Source organism: Mesorhizobium sp. M4B.F.Ca.ET.143.01.1.1 (assembly GCF_004792275.1).
Taxonomy (GTDB): Bacteria; Pseudomonadota; Alphaproteobacteria; order Rhizobiales; family Rhizobiaceae; genus Mesorhizobium; species Mesorhizobium abyssinicae.
Map to the genome: position 1 here is coordinate 384,882 of NZ_SRSR01000001.1, position 19,036 is coordinate 403,917.

Annotated in this window: 13 protein-coding genes and 1 pseudogene; 7 read left to right on the top strand and 7 right to left on the bottom strand. The window is 65.4% G+C overall.

All coding sequences use genetic code 11. The features are described from left to right. Positions 1–11: 11 nt before the first annotated feature. A pseudogene (locus EN786_RS01850) lies at positions 12–1,485 on the bottom strand (NAD-dependent succinate-semialdehyde dehydrogenase). A 34-nt stretch (positions 1,486–1,519) separates the two neighbouring features. Continuing rightward, on the bottom strand, positions 1,520–2,800 hold the full coding sequence (locus EN786_RS01855; RefSeq protein WP_127308877.1) for a 4-aminobutyrate--2-oxoglutarate transaminase: 1,281 nt from the start codon (positions 2,798–2,800) through the stop codon (positions 1,520–1,522). A gap of 181 nt (positions 2,801–2,981) precedes the next feature. Between EN786_RS01855 and EN786_RS01860 the strand changes: the two genes are divergently transcribed. The 3 genes from EN786_RS01860 (at position 2,982) to EN786_RS01870 (ending at position 6,130) form a co-directional block, all read left to right on the top strand. Then, a complete protein-coding gene (locus EN786_RS01860) occupies positions 2,982–3,788 on the top strand; it encodes a MerR family transcriptional regulator (protein ID WP_127308869.1) in 807 nt (268 codons plus the stop codon). Positions 3,789–4,196: 408 nt separating this feature from the next. After that, the gene (locus EN786_RS01865; protein ID WP_246688712.1) at positions 4,197–4,907 is read left to right on the top strand and encodes a WecB/TagA/CpsF family glycosyltransferase; all 711 of its coding nucleotides are present in this window, start codon (positions 4,197–4,199) and stop codon (positions 4,905–4,907) included. Continuing rightward, positions 4,904–6,130: an NAD(P)/FAD-dependent oxidoreductase gene (locus tag EN786_RS01870; RefSeq protein ID WP_127308867.1), complete on the top strand. Its 1,227-nt coding sequence runs from the start codon at positions 4,904–4,906 to the stop codon at positions 6,128–6,130. The genes EN786_RS01865 and EN786_RS01870 overlap by 4 nt, the downstream gene beginning before the upstream one ends. A 62-nt stretch (positions 6,131–6,192) precedes the next feature. Here EN786_RS01870 and EN786_RS01875 read toward each other — a convergent pair whose 3' ends face one another. Then, positions 6,193–7,356 carry a GNAT family N-acetyltransferase gene (locus tag EN786_RS01875; protein ID WP_245478102.1) on the bottom strand — a complete coding sequence of 388 codons (1,164 nt, stop codon included), beginning with the start codon at positions 7,354–7,356 and terminating at the stop codon, positions 6,193–6,195. A gap of 294 nt (positions 7,357–7,650) precedes the next feature. On the opposite strand from EN786_RS01875, the gene EN786_RS01880 reads away from it, so the two are divergent. Next, positions 7,651–9,135, top strand: coding sequence for a hypothetical protein (locus tag EN786_RS01880; RefSeq protein WP_127308866.1), 1,485 nt, complete (start codon positions 7,651–7,653; stop codon positions 9,133–9,135). Here EN786_RS01880 and EN786_RS01885 read toward each other — a convergent pair. After that, positions 9,121–10,215: a glycosyltransferase family 4 protein gene (locus tag EN786_RS01885; protein WP_127308865.1), complete on the bottom strand. Its 1,095-nt coding sequence runs from the start codon at positions 10,213–10,215 to the stop codon at positions 9,121–9,123. The two genes, EN786_RS01880 and EN786_RS01885, sit on opposite strands and share 15 nt — an antisense overlap. Then, complete coding sequence (locus EN786_RS01890; RefSeq protein ID WP_127285317.1) at positions 10,212–11,621, bottom strand: lipopolysaccharide biosynthesis protein; 1,410 nt, start codon at positions 11,619–11,621, stop codon at positions 10,212–10,214. Before EN786_RS01890 ends, EN786_RS01885 begins: the two co-directional genes overlap by 4 nt. A 243-nt stretch (positions 11,622–11,864) precedes the next feature. Between EN786_RS01890 and EN786_RS01895 the strand changes: the two genes are divergently transcribed. The 3 genes from EN786_RS01895 to EN786_RS01905 are packed head-to-tail and all read left to right on the top strand — an operon-like array spanning position 11,865 to position 16,745. Then, on the top strand, positions 11,865–14,018 hold the full coding sequence (locus EN786_RS01895; RefSeq protein WP_127308864.1) for a GumC family protein: 2,154 nt from the start codon (positions 11,865–11,867) through the stop codon (positions 14,016–14,018). 3 nt (positions 14,019–14,021) lie between these two features. After that, positions 14,022–15,158, top strand: coding sequence for a cellulase family glycosylhydrolase (locus tag EN786_RS01900; protein WP_127308863.1), 1,137 nt, complete (start codon positions 14,022–14,024; stop codon positions 15,156–15,158). 60 nt (positions 15,159–15,218) lie between these two features. Beyond that, positions 15,219–16,745 carry a hypothetical protein gene (locus EN786_RS01905; RefSeq protein ID WP_127308862.1) on the top strand — a complete coding sequence of 509 codons (1,527 nt, stop codon included), beginning with the start codon at positions 15,219–15,221 and terminating at the stop codon, positions 16,743–16,745. A 27-nt stretch (positions 16,746–16,772) separates the two neighbouring features. On the opposite strand, the gene EN786_RS01910 is transcribed toward EN786_RS01905, so the two are convergent. Together EN786_RS01910 and EN786_RS01915 are read right to left on the bottom strand one after the other, a co-directional pair. Beyond that, complete coding sequence (locus EN786_RS01910; protein ID WP_246688713.1) at positions 16,773–17,657, bottom strand: hypothetical protein; 885 nt, start codon at positions 17,655–17,657, stop codon at positions 16,773–16,775. A 220-nt stretch (positions 17,658–17,877) separates the two neighbouring features. Then, positions 17,878–19,029, bottom strand: a complete 1,152-nt coding sequence (locus tag EN786_RS01915) for a DJ-1/PfpI family protein (protein ID WP_127308861.1) — start codon at positions 19,027–19,029, stop codon at positions 17,878–17,880. Positions 19,030–19,036: the final 7 nt, after the last annotated feature.

Sequence of the window (19,036 nt, forward strand, 5' to 3'; positions counted from 1 at the left end):
AGAGTAGCTGCCTACAGATTGCCGATGCAGAGATATTTGATCTCCAGATAGTCGTCCGCGCCGTGGCGGGAGCCCTCGCGGCCGAGGCCGGACTGCTTGATGCCGCCGAACGGCGCCGCTTCGCTGGATATCAGGCCGGTGTTGATCCCGACCATGCCGTATTCCAGCGCCTCGGCCACCCGCCAGACCTTCTTCAGGTCGCCGGCGAAGAAATACGCCGCAAGTCCGAATTCGGTGTCGTTCGCCTGCGCGATCACGTCCTCGACGGTGTCGAAACGGAAGAGCGGCGCGACCGGGCCGAAAGTCTCCTCGCGCGCCACCTGCATGCCGCTTGTGACGCCCGTCAGCACTGTCGGCGAGAAGAACGTGCCGGCGCCTTTGATGCGCTTGCCGCCGGTCAGCACCTTGGCACCCTTCGATACCGCGTCCTCGACATGGCTCTCGACCTTCGCCAGGCCCTTGTCGTCGATCAGCGGGCCGACCATCACGCCTGCCTCGAAGCCGTCGCCGACCGGCATCGCCGCCACCTTTGCCGCGAGCCTGGCGGCGAAGGCGTCATAGACGCCGGACTGGACGTAGAGGCGGTTGGCGCAGACGCAGGTCTGGCCGGCATTGCGGTACTTGGAGGCGAGCGCGCCTTCGACCGCGGCGTCGAGATCGGCATCGTCGAAGACGATGAACGGCGCATTGCCGCCGAGCTCGAGGCTGACCTTCTTGATCTGGTCGGCGCACTGGCGCATCAGGATGCGGCCGACCTCGGTCGAGCCGGTGAAGCTGATCTTGCGCACCTTGTCGTTGCCGCACAATTCCTTGCCGATGGCCGGACCGTCTTCGCCGACGATGACGTTGAAGACGCCCGCCGGCACGCCGGCCTGCTCGGCAAGGACGGCCAGCGCCAGCGCCGAAAGCGGCGTCTGCTCGGCGGGCTTCGAGACGACCGTGCAGCCGACGGCGAGCGCCGGCGCGACCTTGCGGGCGATCATCGCGGCGGGAAAGTTCCACGGCGTGATCGTGCCGACGACGCCGACGGGCTGCTTGATGACCATCATGCGCTTGTCATTCGACGGTGCGGGGATCGTCTCGCCATAGATGCGCTTGGCTTCCTCGGCATACCACTCGACATAGGCGGCGGCGTAGAGGATCTCGCCGCGCGCCTCGGCGAAGGGCTTGCCCATTTCGGCGGTCAGGATGGCCGCCAGCTCATCGGCGTTGGCGACCATCAGCTATGCGCAGGATCGCGGCGCGCTCCTTGGCCGGCCGCGCCGCCCAGGCCGGCTGCGCGACATGGGCGGCGGTGATCGCATCCCGCGTCTCGGCGGCACCCATGTCGGGCAGCGACGCCAGCACCTCGCCGGTTGCCGGGTTCAGGACGTCGAAGGTCCGGGTCGCGTCGCCCGCGGTCCAGACGCCGTCAATGTAGCCGGTGTCGCGCAGGAAGCGCGAAGAGAAGGAAACATGCTTGGTCAACGCGGTCGTGAAGGCCATGTCATCTGCTCCGGAAAATGGACGGGGGCTCCGGCTAGTTGCCGGCGCTTGCTTCGAGGATCGCGCTCTCCAGAATGTCGAGCGCCTCGCCGAAGACGCTGTCCTGGATGGTGATTGGGGCGAGGAAGCGGATGACGTTGCCATGCACGCCGCAGGTCAGCAGGATCAGGCCCTTATCGAGCGCGATCAGCCGCACCTTGTTGGCGAACTCGGCGCTCGGCAGCTTCGTCGTCCTGTCGTTGAACTCGACCGCGTTCATGAAGCCCGGACCGCGGATATCGACGATCTGCGGCGCCTTCTCGCGCAGCGATTCCAGGCGCTGCTTGAGCCGGTTGCCGAGCTGGTTGGCGCGGCCGCAGAGATCCTCGTCCTCGATGACGTCGAGCACGGCATGGGCGGCCGCGACGCCGATCGGGCTGCCGCCATAGGTGCCGCCGAGCCCGCCCGGTCCCGGCGCGTCCATGATTTCCGCTCGGCCGGTTACGGCGGCAAGCGGAAAGCCGCCGGCGAGGCTCTTGGCCATGGTCACCAGGTCGGGCGCCACGGCATGATGATCCATCGCAAACATCTTGCCGGTGCGGGCAAAGCCAGTCTGCACCTCATCGGCAATCAGCAGGATGCCGTGCTGGTCGCACAGTTCGCGCAGCGCTTTCATCAGCGACGCCGGAGCCGGATAGAAGCCACCCTCGCCCTGCACCGGCTCGATGATGATCGCGGCGACGCGCTGCGGATCGACATCGGCGGCAAACAGCTTCTTCAGCGCCGCCAGCGACTGTTCGGAAGTCACGCCATGGAGATCGATCGGAAACGGCACGTGGAAGACATCGCCCGGCATCGCGCCGAAGCCGACCTTGTAGGGTACGACCTTGCCGGTCAGCGCCATGCCCATGAAGGTGCGGCCATGGAAGCCGCCGCCGAAGGCGATGACGGCGGAGCGGCCGGTCGCGGCGCGAGCGATCTTGACAGCGTTCTCGACAGCTTCGGCGCCGGTCGTGACGAAGATCGTCTTCTTGGCGAAATCGCCCGGCGTCAGCGCGTTGAGCCGCTCGGCCAGGCGCACATAGCTTTCATAGGGAACGACCTGGTGGCAGGTGTGGGTGAAATGATCGAGCTGATCCTTCACCGCCGCGATCACGCGCGGATGGCGATGGCCGGTGTTGAGCACGGCGATGCCCGCGGCGAAATCGATGTAGCGGCGGCCCTCCTTGTCCCAGATTTCCGCGTTCTCGGCGCGCTCGGCATAGATCTGCGTGGTCATGCCGACGCCGCGGGAAATCGCTGCATTCTTGCGGTCAGTGAGGGTGGTCGCGGCCATCATGCGCTCCTGCGCTCTGGGGTGGGATTTGATATCTTGCATAATTTCTGCAAGGCATATACAAACTTCCTACATTTTTTCTGCAAGAATGCAAGCGGTGTTTTCGGCTTCAAACCGCCGCCGTTTTCGGCGATGGTCCTGAACAGGGCTGAGAGACAAACCAACCGGGAATATTCGGCTCATGAGCAATGCCACGCCGGTACGCTACAAGGTGGCGGAGGCGGCGAAATCGGCCGGCGTCTCTGCCTCGACGCTGCGCCTCTGGGAAAGCCAGGGGCTCGTGGTGCCGGGACGGTCGGAGACCGGCCACCGGCAATACAGCGCCGAGGATGTGGCGCGGCTGCAGAAGATCGCCTGGTATCGGACCGAGCGCGGCCTCAACCCGGCGGCCATCCGCGAGGCGCTGGAAAGCGAGGCGCCGTCTGACAGTCCCGACGCCACGGATGCGTCCGACCTCGGCCGCAGGCTGCGCAGCCTTCGCCACGGCGCCGGCAAGACGCTGGACCAGATTGCCGCCGATATCGGCATTGCCGCCTCCACGCTCTCCACGCTGGAGCGGACATCACAGGGCGTCAGCTTCAAGACCCTGCACGATCTGGCGCAGTATTACGGCACCACCGTTTCACGCCTTTCCGGCGAGGAGCGTGACGATGTGCCGGCGCTCGTGCGCGCCGGCGCCTGGCGCACATGGCCGGAAACCACGCCGGGCGTGACGGTGCAGCTTCTCGCCGAGGGCCGCACGATGATGGACTGCCACCGTTTCGTCCTGGCGCCGGGCGCCGCCAGCGAAGGCGCCTACCGCCACGAAGGCGAGGAATTCATGCACGTGCTGTCCGGACGCCTGGAACTGGTGCTCGATGCCGACCAGTTCTTCGATCTCGGCCCGGGCGATTCCTTGTATTTCGAGAGCCGCCGCTACCACTCCTGGCGCAATCGCCACGACGGCGAAACCGTCCTGCTCTGGATCAACACCCCGCCGACCTTCTGACCGTGACGGGTCTTCCCATCGGCCGCCCGGAGTCCTGAAAAACGGCAGGACTTTGGGCACCGCCACCTCTTCCCGGAGATCGACTCGGTGGCGAGTTTTTGCGCTCTCATACCACCTCGATACACGCCTTGGATGAAACAAAGAATCCGGTCGTTGCAGATAGTTTTAGTAAAAATTGACGAGTTAACTAACGATTAACGAATTGCTTAACTTTCTGCGGGTTTTACCTAGAATATTCGAAGGTGGAATACTTCTCGAATGCGCAGGGCAATGGAACAGTCACAGGGAGTTTTTGAGGGGTCTGCGTCCGGTGCGGGTGGGGCGGCCGCCGCGCGGCGGGAAGCAGCATCCCTTCCGGAAGGCCTTTCGACCTTTCCGACCGTTTTGATCGGCGGGCTGCCGATCACTGTGATCGACAGGCAGGACGCGGCCCAACTGATGGTAGCGGCGGCGCGGGGACACCTTTCCGGCAGCCGCCCCTATTATTTCACCTCTGCCAATGGGGACGTCATCGCCCAGACGCGCGTCAATGCGGAAACCGCCGGACTCTTTTGCGAAGCCGACCAGATCTTCGCCGACGGTCAGCCGCTTGTTTTCGCCTCGCGCCTGTTGTGCAGGGTGCAATTGCCGGAACGCGTCGCCACGACCGACCTTTTTCACGATGTGGCCAGGCTCGCCGAGCGCGAGGGCACTACATTCTACCTGCTCGGCTCGACGGAGGCCGAGAACCGCAGCGCCGTCGCCGGAATGAGGGCCAGATATCCCGGCCTGCGCATCGTCGGCAATTGCCACGGTTACCTCGCCGGCGAAGCGCTTGAGAAGAAGCTCGACGAGATCAACGCGCTCGCGCCCGACATATTGTGGCTCGGCCTCGGCGTTCCGCGCGAGCAGATCTTCGTGCGCGACTTTGCCTCGCGGCTTTCGAATGTCGGCGTCATCAAGACGTCGGGCGGGCTTTTCGACCATCTTGCCGGCAAAGTGCGGCGGGCGCCGCTCTGGGTGCAGAAGGCCGGCTTCGAATGGCTGTGGCGCGTACTGATGGAGCCGCGCCGGCTTTTCTGGCGCTATTTCACAACCAGCCCCCAGGCCATCTACGCCATCTTGAGGTATTCCAAATGACCGCCGATCAGTCCCGCCCTCCGCTGCCGGCGGGCATCGATACGGAGATCGTCATCGTCGGCGGCGGGCTGTCCGGCACGCTTGCGGCCAACGTGCTCGGCCGCGCCGGCTATCAGGTCACGCTGATCGATCGCTATGCCGTCTTCCCCCGGGAATTCCGCGTCGAGAAGATCGCCGGCGACCAGATCGAAAAGTTGCGCCGGATCGGCTTGCTCGACAGGCTCGCCGGCGCGGCCGTCGCATTCGATGAGATCGTCAACATCCGCAAGGGGCGCCTTCTCGACCGCACGCACGCGCGCCACTACGGCATCTTCTACGACGATCTTGTCAACGCCATGCGGGCGGCATTGCCCGACAACGTCCGCTTCATCGCCGGCCGGGTCAACGCTCTGGAGGCAGGCGCCGAGCGCCAGCGCGTGTCGATCCTGGGACAGGGCGACGTCACCGCCAGGCTGCTCGTGCTGGCCACCGGTATGGGCGACATCCTGAAGCGCGACCTCGGCATCGAACGCAGGTTCGTCCACCAGCGGCAGTCGCTGACCTTCGGCTTCAACCTTCACCCGGCGGGAGCGGGCGCCTTCAGGCATTCCGCGCTCACCTACTATGGCGAGCGGACCTCGGACGGCATCGACTATCTCAACCTGTTCCCGGCCGCCGACGTCACGCGCGCCAATCTGTTTGTCTTCAGGGATCATCGCGACCCCTGGGTGAAGGCGCTGCGCGAACAGCCGAAGGAAACGCTGATCGACACGCTGCCGGGGCTGGTCAAGGCATTCGGCGATTTCGAGGTGATGGATAAGGTCGAGAGTTGGCTGACCGACATCACCGTCGCCGAGAATTGCGTGAAGGACGGCGTCGTCCTGATCGGCGATGCCTATCAGACATCCTGTCCGGCCGCGGGAACGGGCGTCAGCCGTCTGCTCACCGACGTCGAGCGCCTGTGCAAGGCGCATGTGCCGCAATGGCTGGCCTCCCCCGGCATGGCGGCCGCGAAAATCGCGGCCTTCTACGGCGATCCCGCGAAGCTGGCGATGGATGCGCACGGATTGCAACTGGCGGATTTTCGCCGCCGCCTGACCATCGAGAACGATCTGCGCTGGCGCGCGCGCCGGCATCTCCACTTCAGCCGCCGCCGCATCATGCATGGGATCAACAGGCTGAGCCCCGGTTTCGCCGCAAGGCTGCGCGGCCTCAAGAGGCCCGCCCTCGAAGCCGCGACATGATCGCGGGCTGATCTCCAGACCGCATACCGCTTGCACCGATGGTCGACCAGGCGCGACGCGCTTCAGGTTTTTCGGGCCTCGGAACTGAACTCCTCGTCCACGGGAACCGGCGCCGCGATCGCGCGATCGGGCGCGGCCTTCTTGCCGTGCAGCACGCGCCGCGCGAGCGCCTTCGCCGCCGGCAGTTTCTCCACCGTCAGATGCGCCGCGTAGCCGAGCGGGCTTCCTGCTCGGAAAATCTGCCACATCGGCGACGGCCGGCCGCCGAAGATGCGCTTGTATGGCTCGTCGCCGATGGTGAAGTCGAGGGAGTGGTCGCCGCGCTCGATGCAGTCGCGCGCGATCTGTTCGAACAGCAGGCTGCCGATCGACTGCTTCCTGTACCCGGCTTCGTCGAAGCCGCCGAGGATGACGAGAAGCGAGCCATTATGCGCAAGCCCGAGCGCGCCGGCGATCGCCCTGTCGTTCATCCAGAACGTGTAGGTGCGCGCGAAGCCGCCGCATCCTTCCGCCGCCACGGCCAGATAGAAATCGAAATAGGACGGCTGCTGCAGCAGGTCGGCGGGGCCGTTGCTGCCGTCGAAGCGCTTGCCGCGATAGACCTTGAGCGCGTCGAATGTCGTGCGGATGGTGTCGATGCTCTCGGCGCATTCGAAGCGCGCCTCCCCAAGTCGGCCGAGTTGCCGGGATTTCTTGTCGAGCTCCTTGCGGTAGGACTGGTCGAGCTGATGCTCGCGCCAGGCGGCGAATGTCGGCTCCAGCTTGCTGGAATAGGCGCTCATGCCCATGCTTTCGCGCTTTTCAATGCCGAACAGGCGCTCCATTGCGAGCGACCGATCCGCCAGCTTGCCGATGCGCAGCAGATCATAGGGTCGCAAGAGCCTGCGAATCGAGGCGACGACGCGGCTGTCCGCCAGAATGCGCGACAGGGTCTCCTCGTCGGTGACCGGGGACACATAGTCGGAAACGCGCATGTCGGCGAATTCCACGACTTTGAGCAGCGTGTACCGGCGCCTGACCAGCGGCAGGACCATGGCGAGCTTGCCGCCCTGCCGGCTGCGCACGACGATGATCAGCGGTGTGGCGGAGCTTTGCCGGACGATCCGCTCATAGAGCTGCGCCAGCCATATCGGGTGCTGAAAAGCTGTCGCCGCCGAGCTGGCGAACAGCTCGGCATATTCCGTCGAGCGGAAGTCGAAGGAATCCTCGGCAGTGACTTCAAACATATGTATCCGAACCGGCAGACTGCGGCCCGATCTATCGACGATGTCTTGCGTTCCGCGTCAAGGCAAATCGCAGGAAAGTTAGAAACTTGGTATATGCAAGAGTTGCGACGCCGGTCGCAAATCTGTCATGCATTCGGCGCTCGGCAGGATCAGGCCGAGGCAGTCGAGATTTATTTTTCCCCAAATCACGCATCCGGATTTCAAGTGTAACCGCAAGGTAAGCTTTTTCAGCCAAGTGATTTCTTTTCGAGTGTCTGCGGCCCGAGCACCAATACAACCGCGAACGGGAATGACATGGTCTCGATCGACGTGATTGTTCCGCAATCCGCCCCTCGCCGATGGCAAGAGCTCGTCATCGAGCGGCTTCGGGCCGACGGTCATGACGTGGCCGTGCTGCATCAGGCCGAAGCCGCCGCCTGGCCGGCCGCGGCAAAGCTCGCCTTTGCCTTCGAGCAGCGCCTGTTTCGACGGAAAGGGCCCGGCCTCGGCGCTCCGCTGGACAGGATCGAGGCACGATCCGGCGGCCGGCCCGCCGCGTTGAGACTTGACCTTGCCGGCAATGCGGCGCCATCGGATGTCCCGACAGTTGGCCTTCTGTTTGACGGATCGAATTCCGACCTGTCGGCGGCTACAGCGGTCGCTGCAGGCAGGCTGCCGGTCATCGAGGCCGTCCTCGACGGAAAGACGGTTGTGGGCCGGGCTCGGCCGATGGTGGACAAGCGGGAATCGGCGGCGCTCGGCACCGAGGATGTGCTGGCCCGCGCCGGGACCCTGGTCGTCTCGATCGCCCGGGCATTCGCTAAAAGCGGATCACTCGCGAACGAAGGTACGCCTGACGCCCGGGGCCGAAAGGGCGCGACGGCGTTTGGCTTCGCCACCGCCTATCTGGGCTCAGCGCTGCCGCGGCTCGGCAGGGAGGCCATAAGGCGCGTCGGTTATCGCCATGCGCATTGGCGCGTCGGCTACCGCTTCACCGATGCGCCCGGCGTGGCGGACACAGGCCGGCTCGGAACCGGCTGGTCGGTCCTGCCGGATCCGGGCGACCATTTCTACGCCGACCCTTTTCCGTTCGAGTGGCGGGGCCAGTCATTCCTGTTCGTCGAGGATTACCCTCATTCGACCGGCAAGGCGGTCATCTCCGTCGTGCCGTTCGATGCGAGCGGCACCCCCGAAACGCCGAGGGTCGTGCTGGAGGAGCCGCACCACCTCTCCTACCCGCAGGTGTTCGAGCGTGACGGCGCGGTCTGGATGCTTCCCGAGGCCAGCGCCGGCGGCAGGCTCACCCTCTATCGCGCCACGGGCTTCCCGGACCGCTGGGCCGTCGAGACGGTGCTGGTCGAAGGCGAGATCTCCGACGCGACGCTGCTCGAGCATGGCGGGCAACTTTGGCTGTTCGCGACCGATCGTGACGGTTACGGCAGCACGTCCGACACGCTGGTGGTTTTCAGCGCTCCAGCGCTCTCCGGCCCGTGGACCCCGCATCCCATGAACCCTGTCCTGATCGACCTTCGGATGGCACGCCCAGGCGGAGCTTTCGTTCGCAACCGCGAGGGCCGTATCCTGCTTCCGGTACAGGACGGAACGCTCGGCTACGGCGGCGGGCTTGGCCTGTCGGAATTGCTGGACCTCGACCGGCGGACGGTGCGGCTTTCGCAGCCTCGGCCGGTAGACCCGGAAGGCGATTGGCCATACCCGAAGATCCACACCCTCAACCGCGCGGGCCGGCTGGAAGTGATCGACGGGATCGCGGCGGTGCGAAAGCGTTCAGGGAAGCAGTAGCGCCTCGTAGCCCACGCACATCCTCGCCGGCGAGTACTTGTCCCTCAGCCGCCGTCCCGCCGCGGAGAGCCTGGCCATCAGCTCCGGCCTGGCGAGCATCTCCGCAAGGCCCCCGGCCATGCCGTCGGCATCGGCCTTGACGAAGATCGCCGCCGCTTCGCCGTCCTCGGCCGTCAGCACCTCGCGCATCACTTCAAGGTCGTTCGATACCACCGGCAGGCCGGAAATCGCCGCTTCGACGCAGGCAAGGCCAAAGGTCTCGGTCGTCGATGGAAACGCATAGGCATCGCCCGCCGCGAGGAATTCGAAAATGCGCGCCGTGGGAACCTCGCCTACCAGATGCAGCCGGTCCGCCAGGCCCCTGCTTCCGGCAAAGTCGACGAGCGCGTCCCGCTCCGGTCCGACGCCGGCAAGCGCCACATGGACATCGGGAAGCCGCTCGAGCGCCCCAACCAGCGCGATCTGGTTCTTCATCTTCGTCAGGCGCCCGGACGAGACGGCGAGCCAGGCATCGCGGGGCAAGCCGAAGGCGGCGCGTGCCGCCGCCTTGTCGAAATCATCAGCTGGTGCGGGAACGCCGTGATCTATGCGCCGGATCCGCCGCCGGTAGGCTTGCGGATAACGATCGAACTGTGCTTGCGTCCAGGCCGAGTTGACGACATTCGCCTGGTAGAGGCCGAGCACTCCCATCAGTCTGTCGATCCGCGAGAGCAGGCCCATCACCCCTTTGGTCTGCGGCGCACCGCTCTGGTTGGCGACGATGTGCCGGACACCGGCCAGCCGGGCGCCGATCGTGCCGAAGATGTTGCCGTAGTGCTGGTAGGAGATGACCGCATCCGGCCGCGCCGCGCGCAGATAGGCCGCAAGGCCAATGGCCGCGCGGACCTGTCCCGGCAATCCTTTCGGGGGCTCGGCAAGGACGAAATCCGCGTGCGGATCGCCATCGAAGGCGTCCGTCTTCCTGTACATGAAAACGGTGCGCACATCGTGCCCGCGAGCCCGCAAGCCTTCACCCACCATGTCGGAAATGCGTTGCGCGCCGGCCGCTTCGGCCTGGGTCTGGACCTGGATGATCCTCACATACGCCCCTTCAGCGCCACGCGGGCGGCGAGCGCCGGCCTTCCCATAGTGAAGCCGAAGACCGATGGATCGATGCCTATTCTACGCTTGGCGATCGACACGGCAATGGCGGTCCAGGCGATGACCGTGCCGGCGATGCTGACAGCCGCGCCGATGGGGCCGAAGAAATAAGTCGTCACGGCGGTGGCGCCGAGGCCGAGCGCGTTGACGACGACCAGTACCTTGAACAGCGCATGCTGCAGGCCGGTCAGCTGCAGCAGCACCTCGATCGGGCCACAAGCCGTGCCGAACGTCGCGCCGATACCGAAGATGACGAGCGTCGCCCGCATGGTCGGCGTGGCGTAGGCCGGATTGAACATCGACAGGATGAAGCCGCCCAGGATCCAGAATGCCGCGAGCACGCACAGCGCGATCGCGAAGCTGCCGAGCGCGGCGAGGCTGGTGATGCGCTGAACATGCGCCCTATCGCCGCTGTAGAAGGCGCTCGAAATCTGCGGCGCAAGCGCCTGGTTGATGCCGTTGAGCGCAAGCGCCACGAAACGCGTCGTCCGGTCGGCGACGAAGATCGCGCCGGCGGCCTCGGGTCCGAGGATCATGGCCACAAGCAGGGTGCTCACCTGCCCGAGCGCCGGCGGCAGCGAGGTGACGCCCCACAGGCCAAGCGTCACCGTCTTGAATTCCTGCTTCTGCCCTTCGCTCAGCGGGCCGCGTTCCGCGCGCGCCGTGTCGCGCACCAGTCGCACTGTCTGCGGAACGACCGACAGGATGAGCAGCAGGGCGGTCAGCCAGGTCGCCTCGACCGCGCTCATCTCCACGCGCATGAAATGGCAGACGAAAAGGATGCCGATCGTCGCCGCGCGCCAGATGATATCGCGCGGCAGCAGGCCGGATATCAGCGCGTTCTTGGCCCGGAAGGCGCCGGATGTGAACTCCGACCAGCCGAGCGAGAAGGACAGCACTGCGGCCGCCAGGCACAGCGAGAACCATTCCGGCGTGCCCTTGCCGATGAACGGCAGGAATCCGACCAGCAGGATCAGCAGGCTGGAGCCTATGAGCCCCGCCAGCGCCACCAGAATGGCGCGCGCCATCATGCCATGGGCGGAGTTGAGATCGCCAAGCCCGGCATATTGCGGCCAGAACCTGAGCACGGTGCTCTGCTGGCCGACCGAGGCAAAGAAGGACACCAGGCTGGCGCCGGCATAGGTCGCGCTGTAGAGGCCGAACTGCCGTCCGTCCATCACCATCGCCACGGCGACGAACATCAGGAAGGACAGGCCGGCGCTGGCAAGCTTGATGACGCCGGCGACCGCGCCGCTCTTGGCGAGCGCCACGATGGGCATGCGCATGCCGGCCGCGGGGCTGGCGCTCCCGGCCACGGCGTCGCGATCGGCTTGATTCTCACTCAACGTCGGCCCCTGCAGCAATCAACTTGCCTAACCCCCGCGGCAGGCGAGCCGACGCTGAAACCTGCCCCCTGAATAAAGCAAAAGCCCGCAATCGCGCCAGCGCGAACGCTGCTCATGGTTACCGTTAGCGCGAAATGAATCGCGTAAGCACCTCGGTAACCTTAACGAAAGGCTAACGTTAATCCTGAATACTGGACCGTGTAGAGTGGTGTCGGGACGCCGCGCCTCTGCAGGGGAAAGGTAATGAAGCCAGCCAGGATCGACGATCGCGCTCTTCCGCCATTGTTCGATATCGGACCGTTGTGGGCCATCCTTTGGGGGCGCCGCCTGCTGGTCTTTGCCATCACTGGCGCGGCTCTGCTTTTGGCGCTGCTCTACCTTGCCGTGACGAGCCCCAGCTACACTGCGACCGCCTCGATCCTGATCGATCCGCGCGACGCGCGCGCGACCAATTTCAACAACGTCCTACCGGGCATCGGGGCCGACAGCGCCGCCATCGCGAGCCAGGTCTTCGTCATCGAATCGCAGGACCTTCTGGGCACCGTCTTCGACAGCCAGAAGCTCCAGAACGATCCCGAATTTTCGTCACGCGGGCCGATATCGCGCCTTATGTCCCTGTTCGGAGGGACCTCCTCTCAGGACGCGGCATTCAAGCGTTTCCAGAAGGCGGTATCGGTCGAGCGCGAGGGGCTGACCTATGTCATCAATGTCTCCTTCACCTCGCCGTCGCCGGAGAAGGCGGCCCGCCTCGCCAACGCCATCGTCGACCGCTACAAGGCGAGCCTCGCCGGCGAGCGCGAAACCGCCAATGACGATGTGAACTCCCTTCTCAACGACAGGATCAAGGGCCTGCAGAAGGACGTCAGCGACGCCGAGCGCGCCGTCGAGGATTTCAAATCGCAGCACAGGATCGTTGATCCGACCGACGGCGGCACGCTGCAATCGCAGCTCGACCAGCTGACGACGCAGCTGATCGCCGCGCAGGGTGACGCCGACAAGGCAAAGGACAGGTACAATCAGGCGCTGGCGGCGGGCACTTCCGCGGCTGGCCTCGCCAAGCTCTCGGAGATACTCTCCTCCAACGCGGCCGCCAATCTGCGCGACGATTACAATCAGCGCGCCACCGAACTCGCCAACCTCGAAACCATGTACGGGCCGCGCCATCCGGCGATCGGGCGCCTAAGATCCGAACTCGATCGCATCAACCGGCTCATGGCCGGAGAGGCGATGCGCATCAGGCAGCAGCTGAAGGCCAACTACGATCTCGCCGTCCAGAATGCCGCAAAGCTGCAGGACAAGCTCGAAGCCCTGCGCCAGCAGTCGCAGGACTCCAGCCTGGCGCAGGTGCAGTTGCGGCAACTGGACTCCAGGGCCCAGGCCGCCCGCACCGTGCTCGACGACTTCCTCAAGCGCGCGCAGGAAACATCGCAGCTGCAGGGTGTCCAGACATCCGAGGCGCGCACCATAAGCGCCGCCGCGCCGCCGCTGCAGCCGACCTGGCCAAAGCCGGCCCTGCTGCTGCCGGTGAGCGTCTTTCTCGGCCTCATGGCCGGATGCGGCCTCGCTTTGACGCTGGGCCCTGTCGGCCGGCCGCAGGATGATCCGTCGAGCCAACGGCGGGATGCTCCGCAGGCGGTCGATCCAGCCAAGGATGGCCCGCGGGCCAAGCCCCGATCGCTGCCCGTGCCGGCCGATTTCGGCGCATACCGCTTGCCCGGGGTCGCCGGGGGCGCGGCGCTTGCGAACATCAAGGCGATGAGGAAGTCGCTGTTCGAGACCGGCAACGAAACGCTTTCGCTGGCCGTGCTGAGACTGATGCGGCAGATCCTCGGGCGCCTGAGCGACCACCCCAAACCCTTTGTGTTGCTGGTGTCCTCGATGCAAAGCAGCGCCGAGGCACGGCTCGCCGGCGCGATGGTCGGGATCGGCCTGCAGCGAGCCGAACAGAATGTGCTCGTGGTCGAAGTCGGAGACCTGCCGCATCGCGCCGGGTACGGCTCCGGCCTGTTCATCGACGGCGCCAGCGGCCTGCGCACGGTTGCAGCCGGTGGGGCGGCCGGGCAGGGTCAGCAATCGCGCGATCGCAACAGCTTGCCCAGCATTCTTGCCGAAGCCGGCAACGCCTTCGATTTCGTGCTCGTGGTCGCCCCATCGCTTGGCGAAGAAGGTTGGGATCCGGAGCTTTTTGCCAAGGCCGATCTCACGCTGTTCGCGTTGAACCGGTCCGAAAGGGCATCCGACGTCGCCGGCCTGATCGATCGGCATCTCGGTGCTGGCCAAGTCGAACGCAGCGCCACGCTGGTGATCGCGCAGGACGGCGCCCAGCCCGGCAAGACCCTGCACGACGTCCCGTCGAAGGCCGGCGACTGGCGCCGCGGCGCCGTTGCGAGGACCTGATCCATGCGGGCGCCGGAGCAGGCTTTGCCGGCGCTGTCGCGGCGGCGTGCGCTTGCGCTGACCGGCGGCGCACTGCTCACGGCCCTGCCCCTTTCCGTCTCCGCCACACTGCCGGCGGCTACGAAACGCGCCGTTCCCTCGCATGGGTTCAACCTCCCGGGATGGTTCGAACGAGAAGGCGGGACCGCCCCTGCCCCGGCCGTTCTGGAGAAGCTTCGTCAAACGGGGTTCGAAACGATCCGGTTGCCGGTGAATGGCGATCTCGTCGCGGATGGCAACAGGGCGGCATTGCGCAGCATTCAGCGTGGCGTGGCCGAGCTTGTCGGGCTGGGCTTCGCGGTGCTGGTGGACATGCATCCTTCGGGTGATCTGCGCGCCGCGTTCGAGCGCGATCCGACAGCCGCCGCCAGGCAGGTGGTTCAAGCCTGGACGGCGCTGCGCGTCGTCATTGCCGACCTGCCGGAGGATTCGGTCTATCCGGAGCTGTTGAACGAACCGCCGATGGAGCGGAGTGACTGGCTCGCGCTGCGCGACGAGCTTGCCGGGACCGTGCGTGCCAAATGTCCGCTGCACACGCTGGTCTGGGGGCCGGCGCGCTTCCAGGGTATTTGGGAGATCGGCGACACCCCGCCGCTCGCCGATGACAGGCAGATCGCCGCCATCCACTACTACGCGCCCATGGCCTTCACGCATCAATGCGAGACCTGGGATCGATCGCCGCTCGCCCGTCTCGCCAACCTGCCCTTTCCGGCGACGAAGGACTCGCCGCCGGTCCGCGCGCTTATCTCCAAACTGAGGGCGGCGGGCGACGAAGAGGCTGCTTCCGTTCTGGACCAGGAACTGTCGAGCCCCTGGACCGAGGCGCGGATCGCCTCGGATTTCGCCGGGCTCGGGCGCTGGTCGGCGGCCCAGCACTGCCCGGTCATGCTGAACGAGTTCGGCGTGCTCAATTTCTGCGTCGATGCCGAAAGCCGCGCGCGCTGGGTTCGCGCCGTGCGCAGGGCGGCCGAGGCCAACCAGATCGGCTGGGCCCATTGGGAGCTCGACCAGGGGTTCGGCTTCATCGCCAGCAGGCAGAGCGCGGAAGGGTTCGACCGCTCGATGGTGGCCGCCCTCCTCGGCGGCGACGGCGAGGACTGACATGGACAAGGCTCAGCACATCCGGGCGCCGATGCCTGCAACGGTCAAGGCCGACCGGCAATGAGCGTCACCGGGACATATCCACCGGTCGGCCTGGACGCGTCGAGGCTGGAGGCGCCGCGCGATGACGCGCTGCTGCATGTCATCGTGTCGCTCTCCGTCGTTGCCTTGACGGTCTCGGCCTTCGCCGTCTGGACACCGTTCGGCATCGCGGCGACATTCCTGCTGACGCTGATCGTGGCCAACGCCATGCCCGCCGGCGTCCCGGTCCTGATCATCTGCGCCTTCCTCTACCAGAACCTCATAGTGACCTGGTACACCCCTTACATCCCCGACAACGACACGTTCGACGCGCTGCGCGGCACCAACTTCGTCATCCTGATGACCGCCTTCGGCATCTTCCTTGCCGCGTCGTTCCAGCAGCGCGTGCGCGCCCTGACCGAATTGCGCTTCTGGCTGCTGTTGAGTATCGTTCTATGCGGGACGATCTGTTTCTATCTTGCCCTGGGGATCGTGCACGGCCAGCCCAAGGATGCGGTCGTCTATTTCCGCAATACGATCACGCCGCTCGCCTGCTTCCACATCGCGGTGCTTGCCGCCAGCCTCTATCCGGTCGACCTGCGCAAGAGCATGTTCTGGCTCGGCGCCGGTGCCATCATCTACGGCTACGTGGAGCTGACCTTCACGATGGATTTCCTCAGCCTGTTCCACGGCGACCTTTACATCCAGCGCAACATCGCGCGGCAGATCGAGACCGGCGTCTGGGAGAAGTCGCTCAAGGAAACGGGCTTCGTTTTCCGCGGCCTGCAGGACGTGATGACGACGACCTTCTTCAACACGCCGTTCTTCAACGACATCCTGCCAAGCGTCTTCCGCATCGGCGGGCCGAATTTCCATTCGATCAGCTACGCCTACGCGCTCAGCATCATCTCGGCCTGGCTCCTGTTCAGGGGCCGCTGGCTGCTGCCCATCGCCGCCCTGCCGCTGCTTCTGGTCATCGGCTCCAAGGGCGCGACGTTCCTTTTGCTCATCGCGCTCGCCATGCGCATCATCTACCGCCCTTCCCGCGCCCGCCTGACGCTCGCCGCCGTGCTGGCCCTGGCAGCGATCTGGACGACCGCCGCCATCGCCTATGGCGCCACGCATGGCGACTATCACGTGCTTGGCCTGATGGCCGGCCTGCGCGATTTCATGGCCAACCCGCTTGGGCAAGGATTGGGATTTGGCGGCAATCTGTCGAGCACCAGCCTCAATCTCAGCTGGGCGACCGCCCAGGCCGAGGGCGTCGCGTCCGTCCCTGTCGAAAGCGCGGTCGGCGTCATGCTCTACCAGATGGGGGTTGGCAGCTTCGTCTTCTTCGGTTTCCTGGCAGCGCTCGCCGTTGCGGCACGGCGGCGGCTGGTCGACACCGGCGACCCGGATTTCCTGTTTGCCTTTGTCGGCATCGTCACCATCTCGGCCAATGCCGTGCTGCAGGAAGAGGCGTTCTACTCGCCGCTCGCGCTCAGCTTCTGCCTGCTGCTCGTCGGTGTCTCGCTCGGAACGCACTGGCGCGAGTCGGCTGCTCGGATTGGCCCACAGGCCTGATTTCAGGCCTGACTGGTGCTGCCTTGCTCAGGGGCCGAAGATCACCAGTTCGGTGAATGTCAGATCCCCGGGCGAAGGTGGTTTCGGCCCTTTGAAATATTTCAGCCCCTTGTTCGCGAAGTAGCGGCCGAACAGGCCTGCGATCGGCCCATTCGCATCGACGAGGCATAGCAGGATTCCGCGCCGCAGGAGAATGCGTCCCACGGCGCCGGCGCAGCGGCCCAAATCCGCAAGCGAACGGCAATAGACGATTTGGGCGCACGGGATCAGGCCGTGCAGGATGCGGCGCGGCATCAGCACCAGCGGATACGCCGCCCCATCGCGAACACAGATGAAGGAGAGGCAGCCCAGCGCGGCATGGTCCTCGAGAATGGATCTCTCGCTGTCCGACAGCATCGCCATCTCGGCCAGATCGGAGCGGACCTCGAGCACCCGGCATGACGGCTGCGCCGAACTCAAGGCGGGCAGGAACGCGAATTGGCCGCTGGCGAAGAGGCGAAAGCCGAGCGCCTTGTTGGCGTTCAATGTCGAGGGTGCCGGCGAAATGTTGGTGTAGGTCACATCCCTTCGCCTGAGCACCGGCCAGATCAATTTCATGGCGTAGGGACGGAATGCCTTGTCCACGGACCAACTTGAGATATTGCAACGGATTTCGTCGCCCTCTCGCCCCGGATAACGGGCATAGAGGGTCAGCACGACCCCGACGATCCGGCCGGAACTTTCCAGCGCAAAGCCATATCGCGGACAACCCGCGATCGCGGGCCGCTCCGCCAGGCGGGTCAGCGCATGCATCCAGTATTTGCGGCGGCGCATTGGAAAGCCTCTGCGCAGGCAATCGAGCACGCCTTCCCAATCATCTTCGCGAATTGGTCGACAGTTGAGATCGGAGGGAGGAGCGCCAGGATCGGCCATCGTCGACTCGGGAATACTACCAAACCAACTGGATAGCTTCACGTTCGTACTTATGCTACTTCGTAAAAATTAACAAACTCTGCGCCGTGGAAGGCGTTTCTGTAGTCATTCCTGAAATACAACCTTGTACAACCATCGCCACTTGGCCGCGGTGCGTTCGCCGGAGAAGTCACCGCTCGCCAGCCTGAAGTGCAGTCAGGCCAATCGCGGCGCAGGCGCCTTATTGCGCGGCGCTTTGCTTCGGGTATTCGAGCTGCATGGCGACAAAATCGGTCGTGTCCGTGCCGTAGCGGTCGGCGATGTTTCGAAGCGCCTGGTCCAGCGCCACGGCCGGCGGCTGATCATCGAAGCCGGCGATCCGCGCTTCCGAAGGCCAGTTGGCGATGACCTGGTCGGGCAGGATGCGCATGCCGTTGCGGCTCGTGACGGCTTCAGTCGTCGCGGAAATCGTCACGGCGCGCGAGCGGTAGGTGCGCGACCATGCATCGGCGACAAGGGCGAGCGACACCTCGTCCATGCCCGGCGTCAGTTCCAGCCCTAGCTGTTCGCGATCCCAGAATGCGAGCGTGTTGCTGATCGCCGTCAGCGCGAAGGGACGCGTGAACTTGAAGGCGCCGCTGGCATGGCGCGCATCCCAGCCAGTCAGCCCAAGCTCGTGCGCGACGGCTGCGGCCTTCTGCCTGCCGGCTATCGCCTCGATCAGGCTCAGCATCATCGGCATCGACGCCGTGATGCCCGTCGTTGTCGCCACACCCTGGTCAACCACGAAGCGCCGGTCGGCGACATAGCGGATCGAGGGATGCCGGTCGCGAAGCTCGCCCACCGAATACCAGTGCGTGGTCGCCTGCTTGCCGTCGAGCAACCCGCTGGCGCCGACCACCTTGGCGCCGGCGCAGATGCCAATGACGATGGCGCCCTTGGCCGACTGGCGCCTTATCCATTCAAGCACCGCAGGATCGTCGTCGCGGCTCATCGCCGGAACGATGACGTAGTCGGCGCCTTGCGGATGCCGCGCATCGAACTCCGCCACTGTCGCATCCGGCTCGACCTTGAGCACGGGAAAGAGCGTCACCGGGCCTGGCTGGGTCGCCACCGCCATCACATCGGCGACGTCAGCGCGCTTCAGAATGCCGTAGGGCATGAGATAGTCGGTGGTTTCGGTCGCATCGTTGATGCTGATGATGGCGACCAGCGGCCGCTGCTGCCGTCGCGGCTTCAGCGCCGCTATCGTGGCGTCCGCCTCCTGCCTGTCGATCGCCGGCGCGGCGAGGGCCCCGGATGCCGGCGGCAGCGACAGCACCCATCCCGCCCCAGCCACAAGGACAAGCAGGACGGCGGCGACTCCGCTCCACAAGATGGTCCGCAAGCGCATAGTTCAC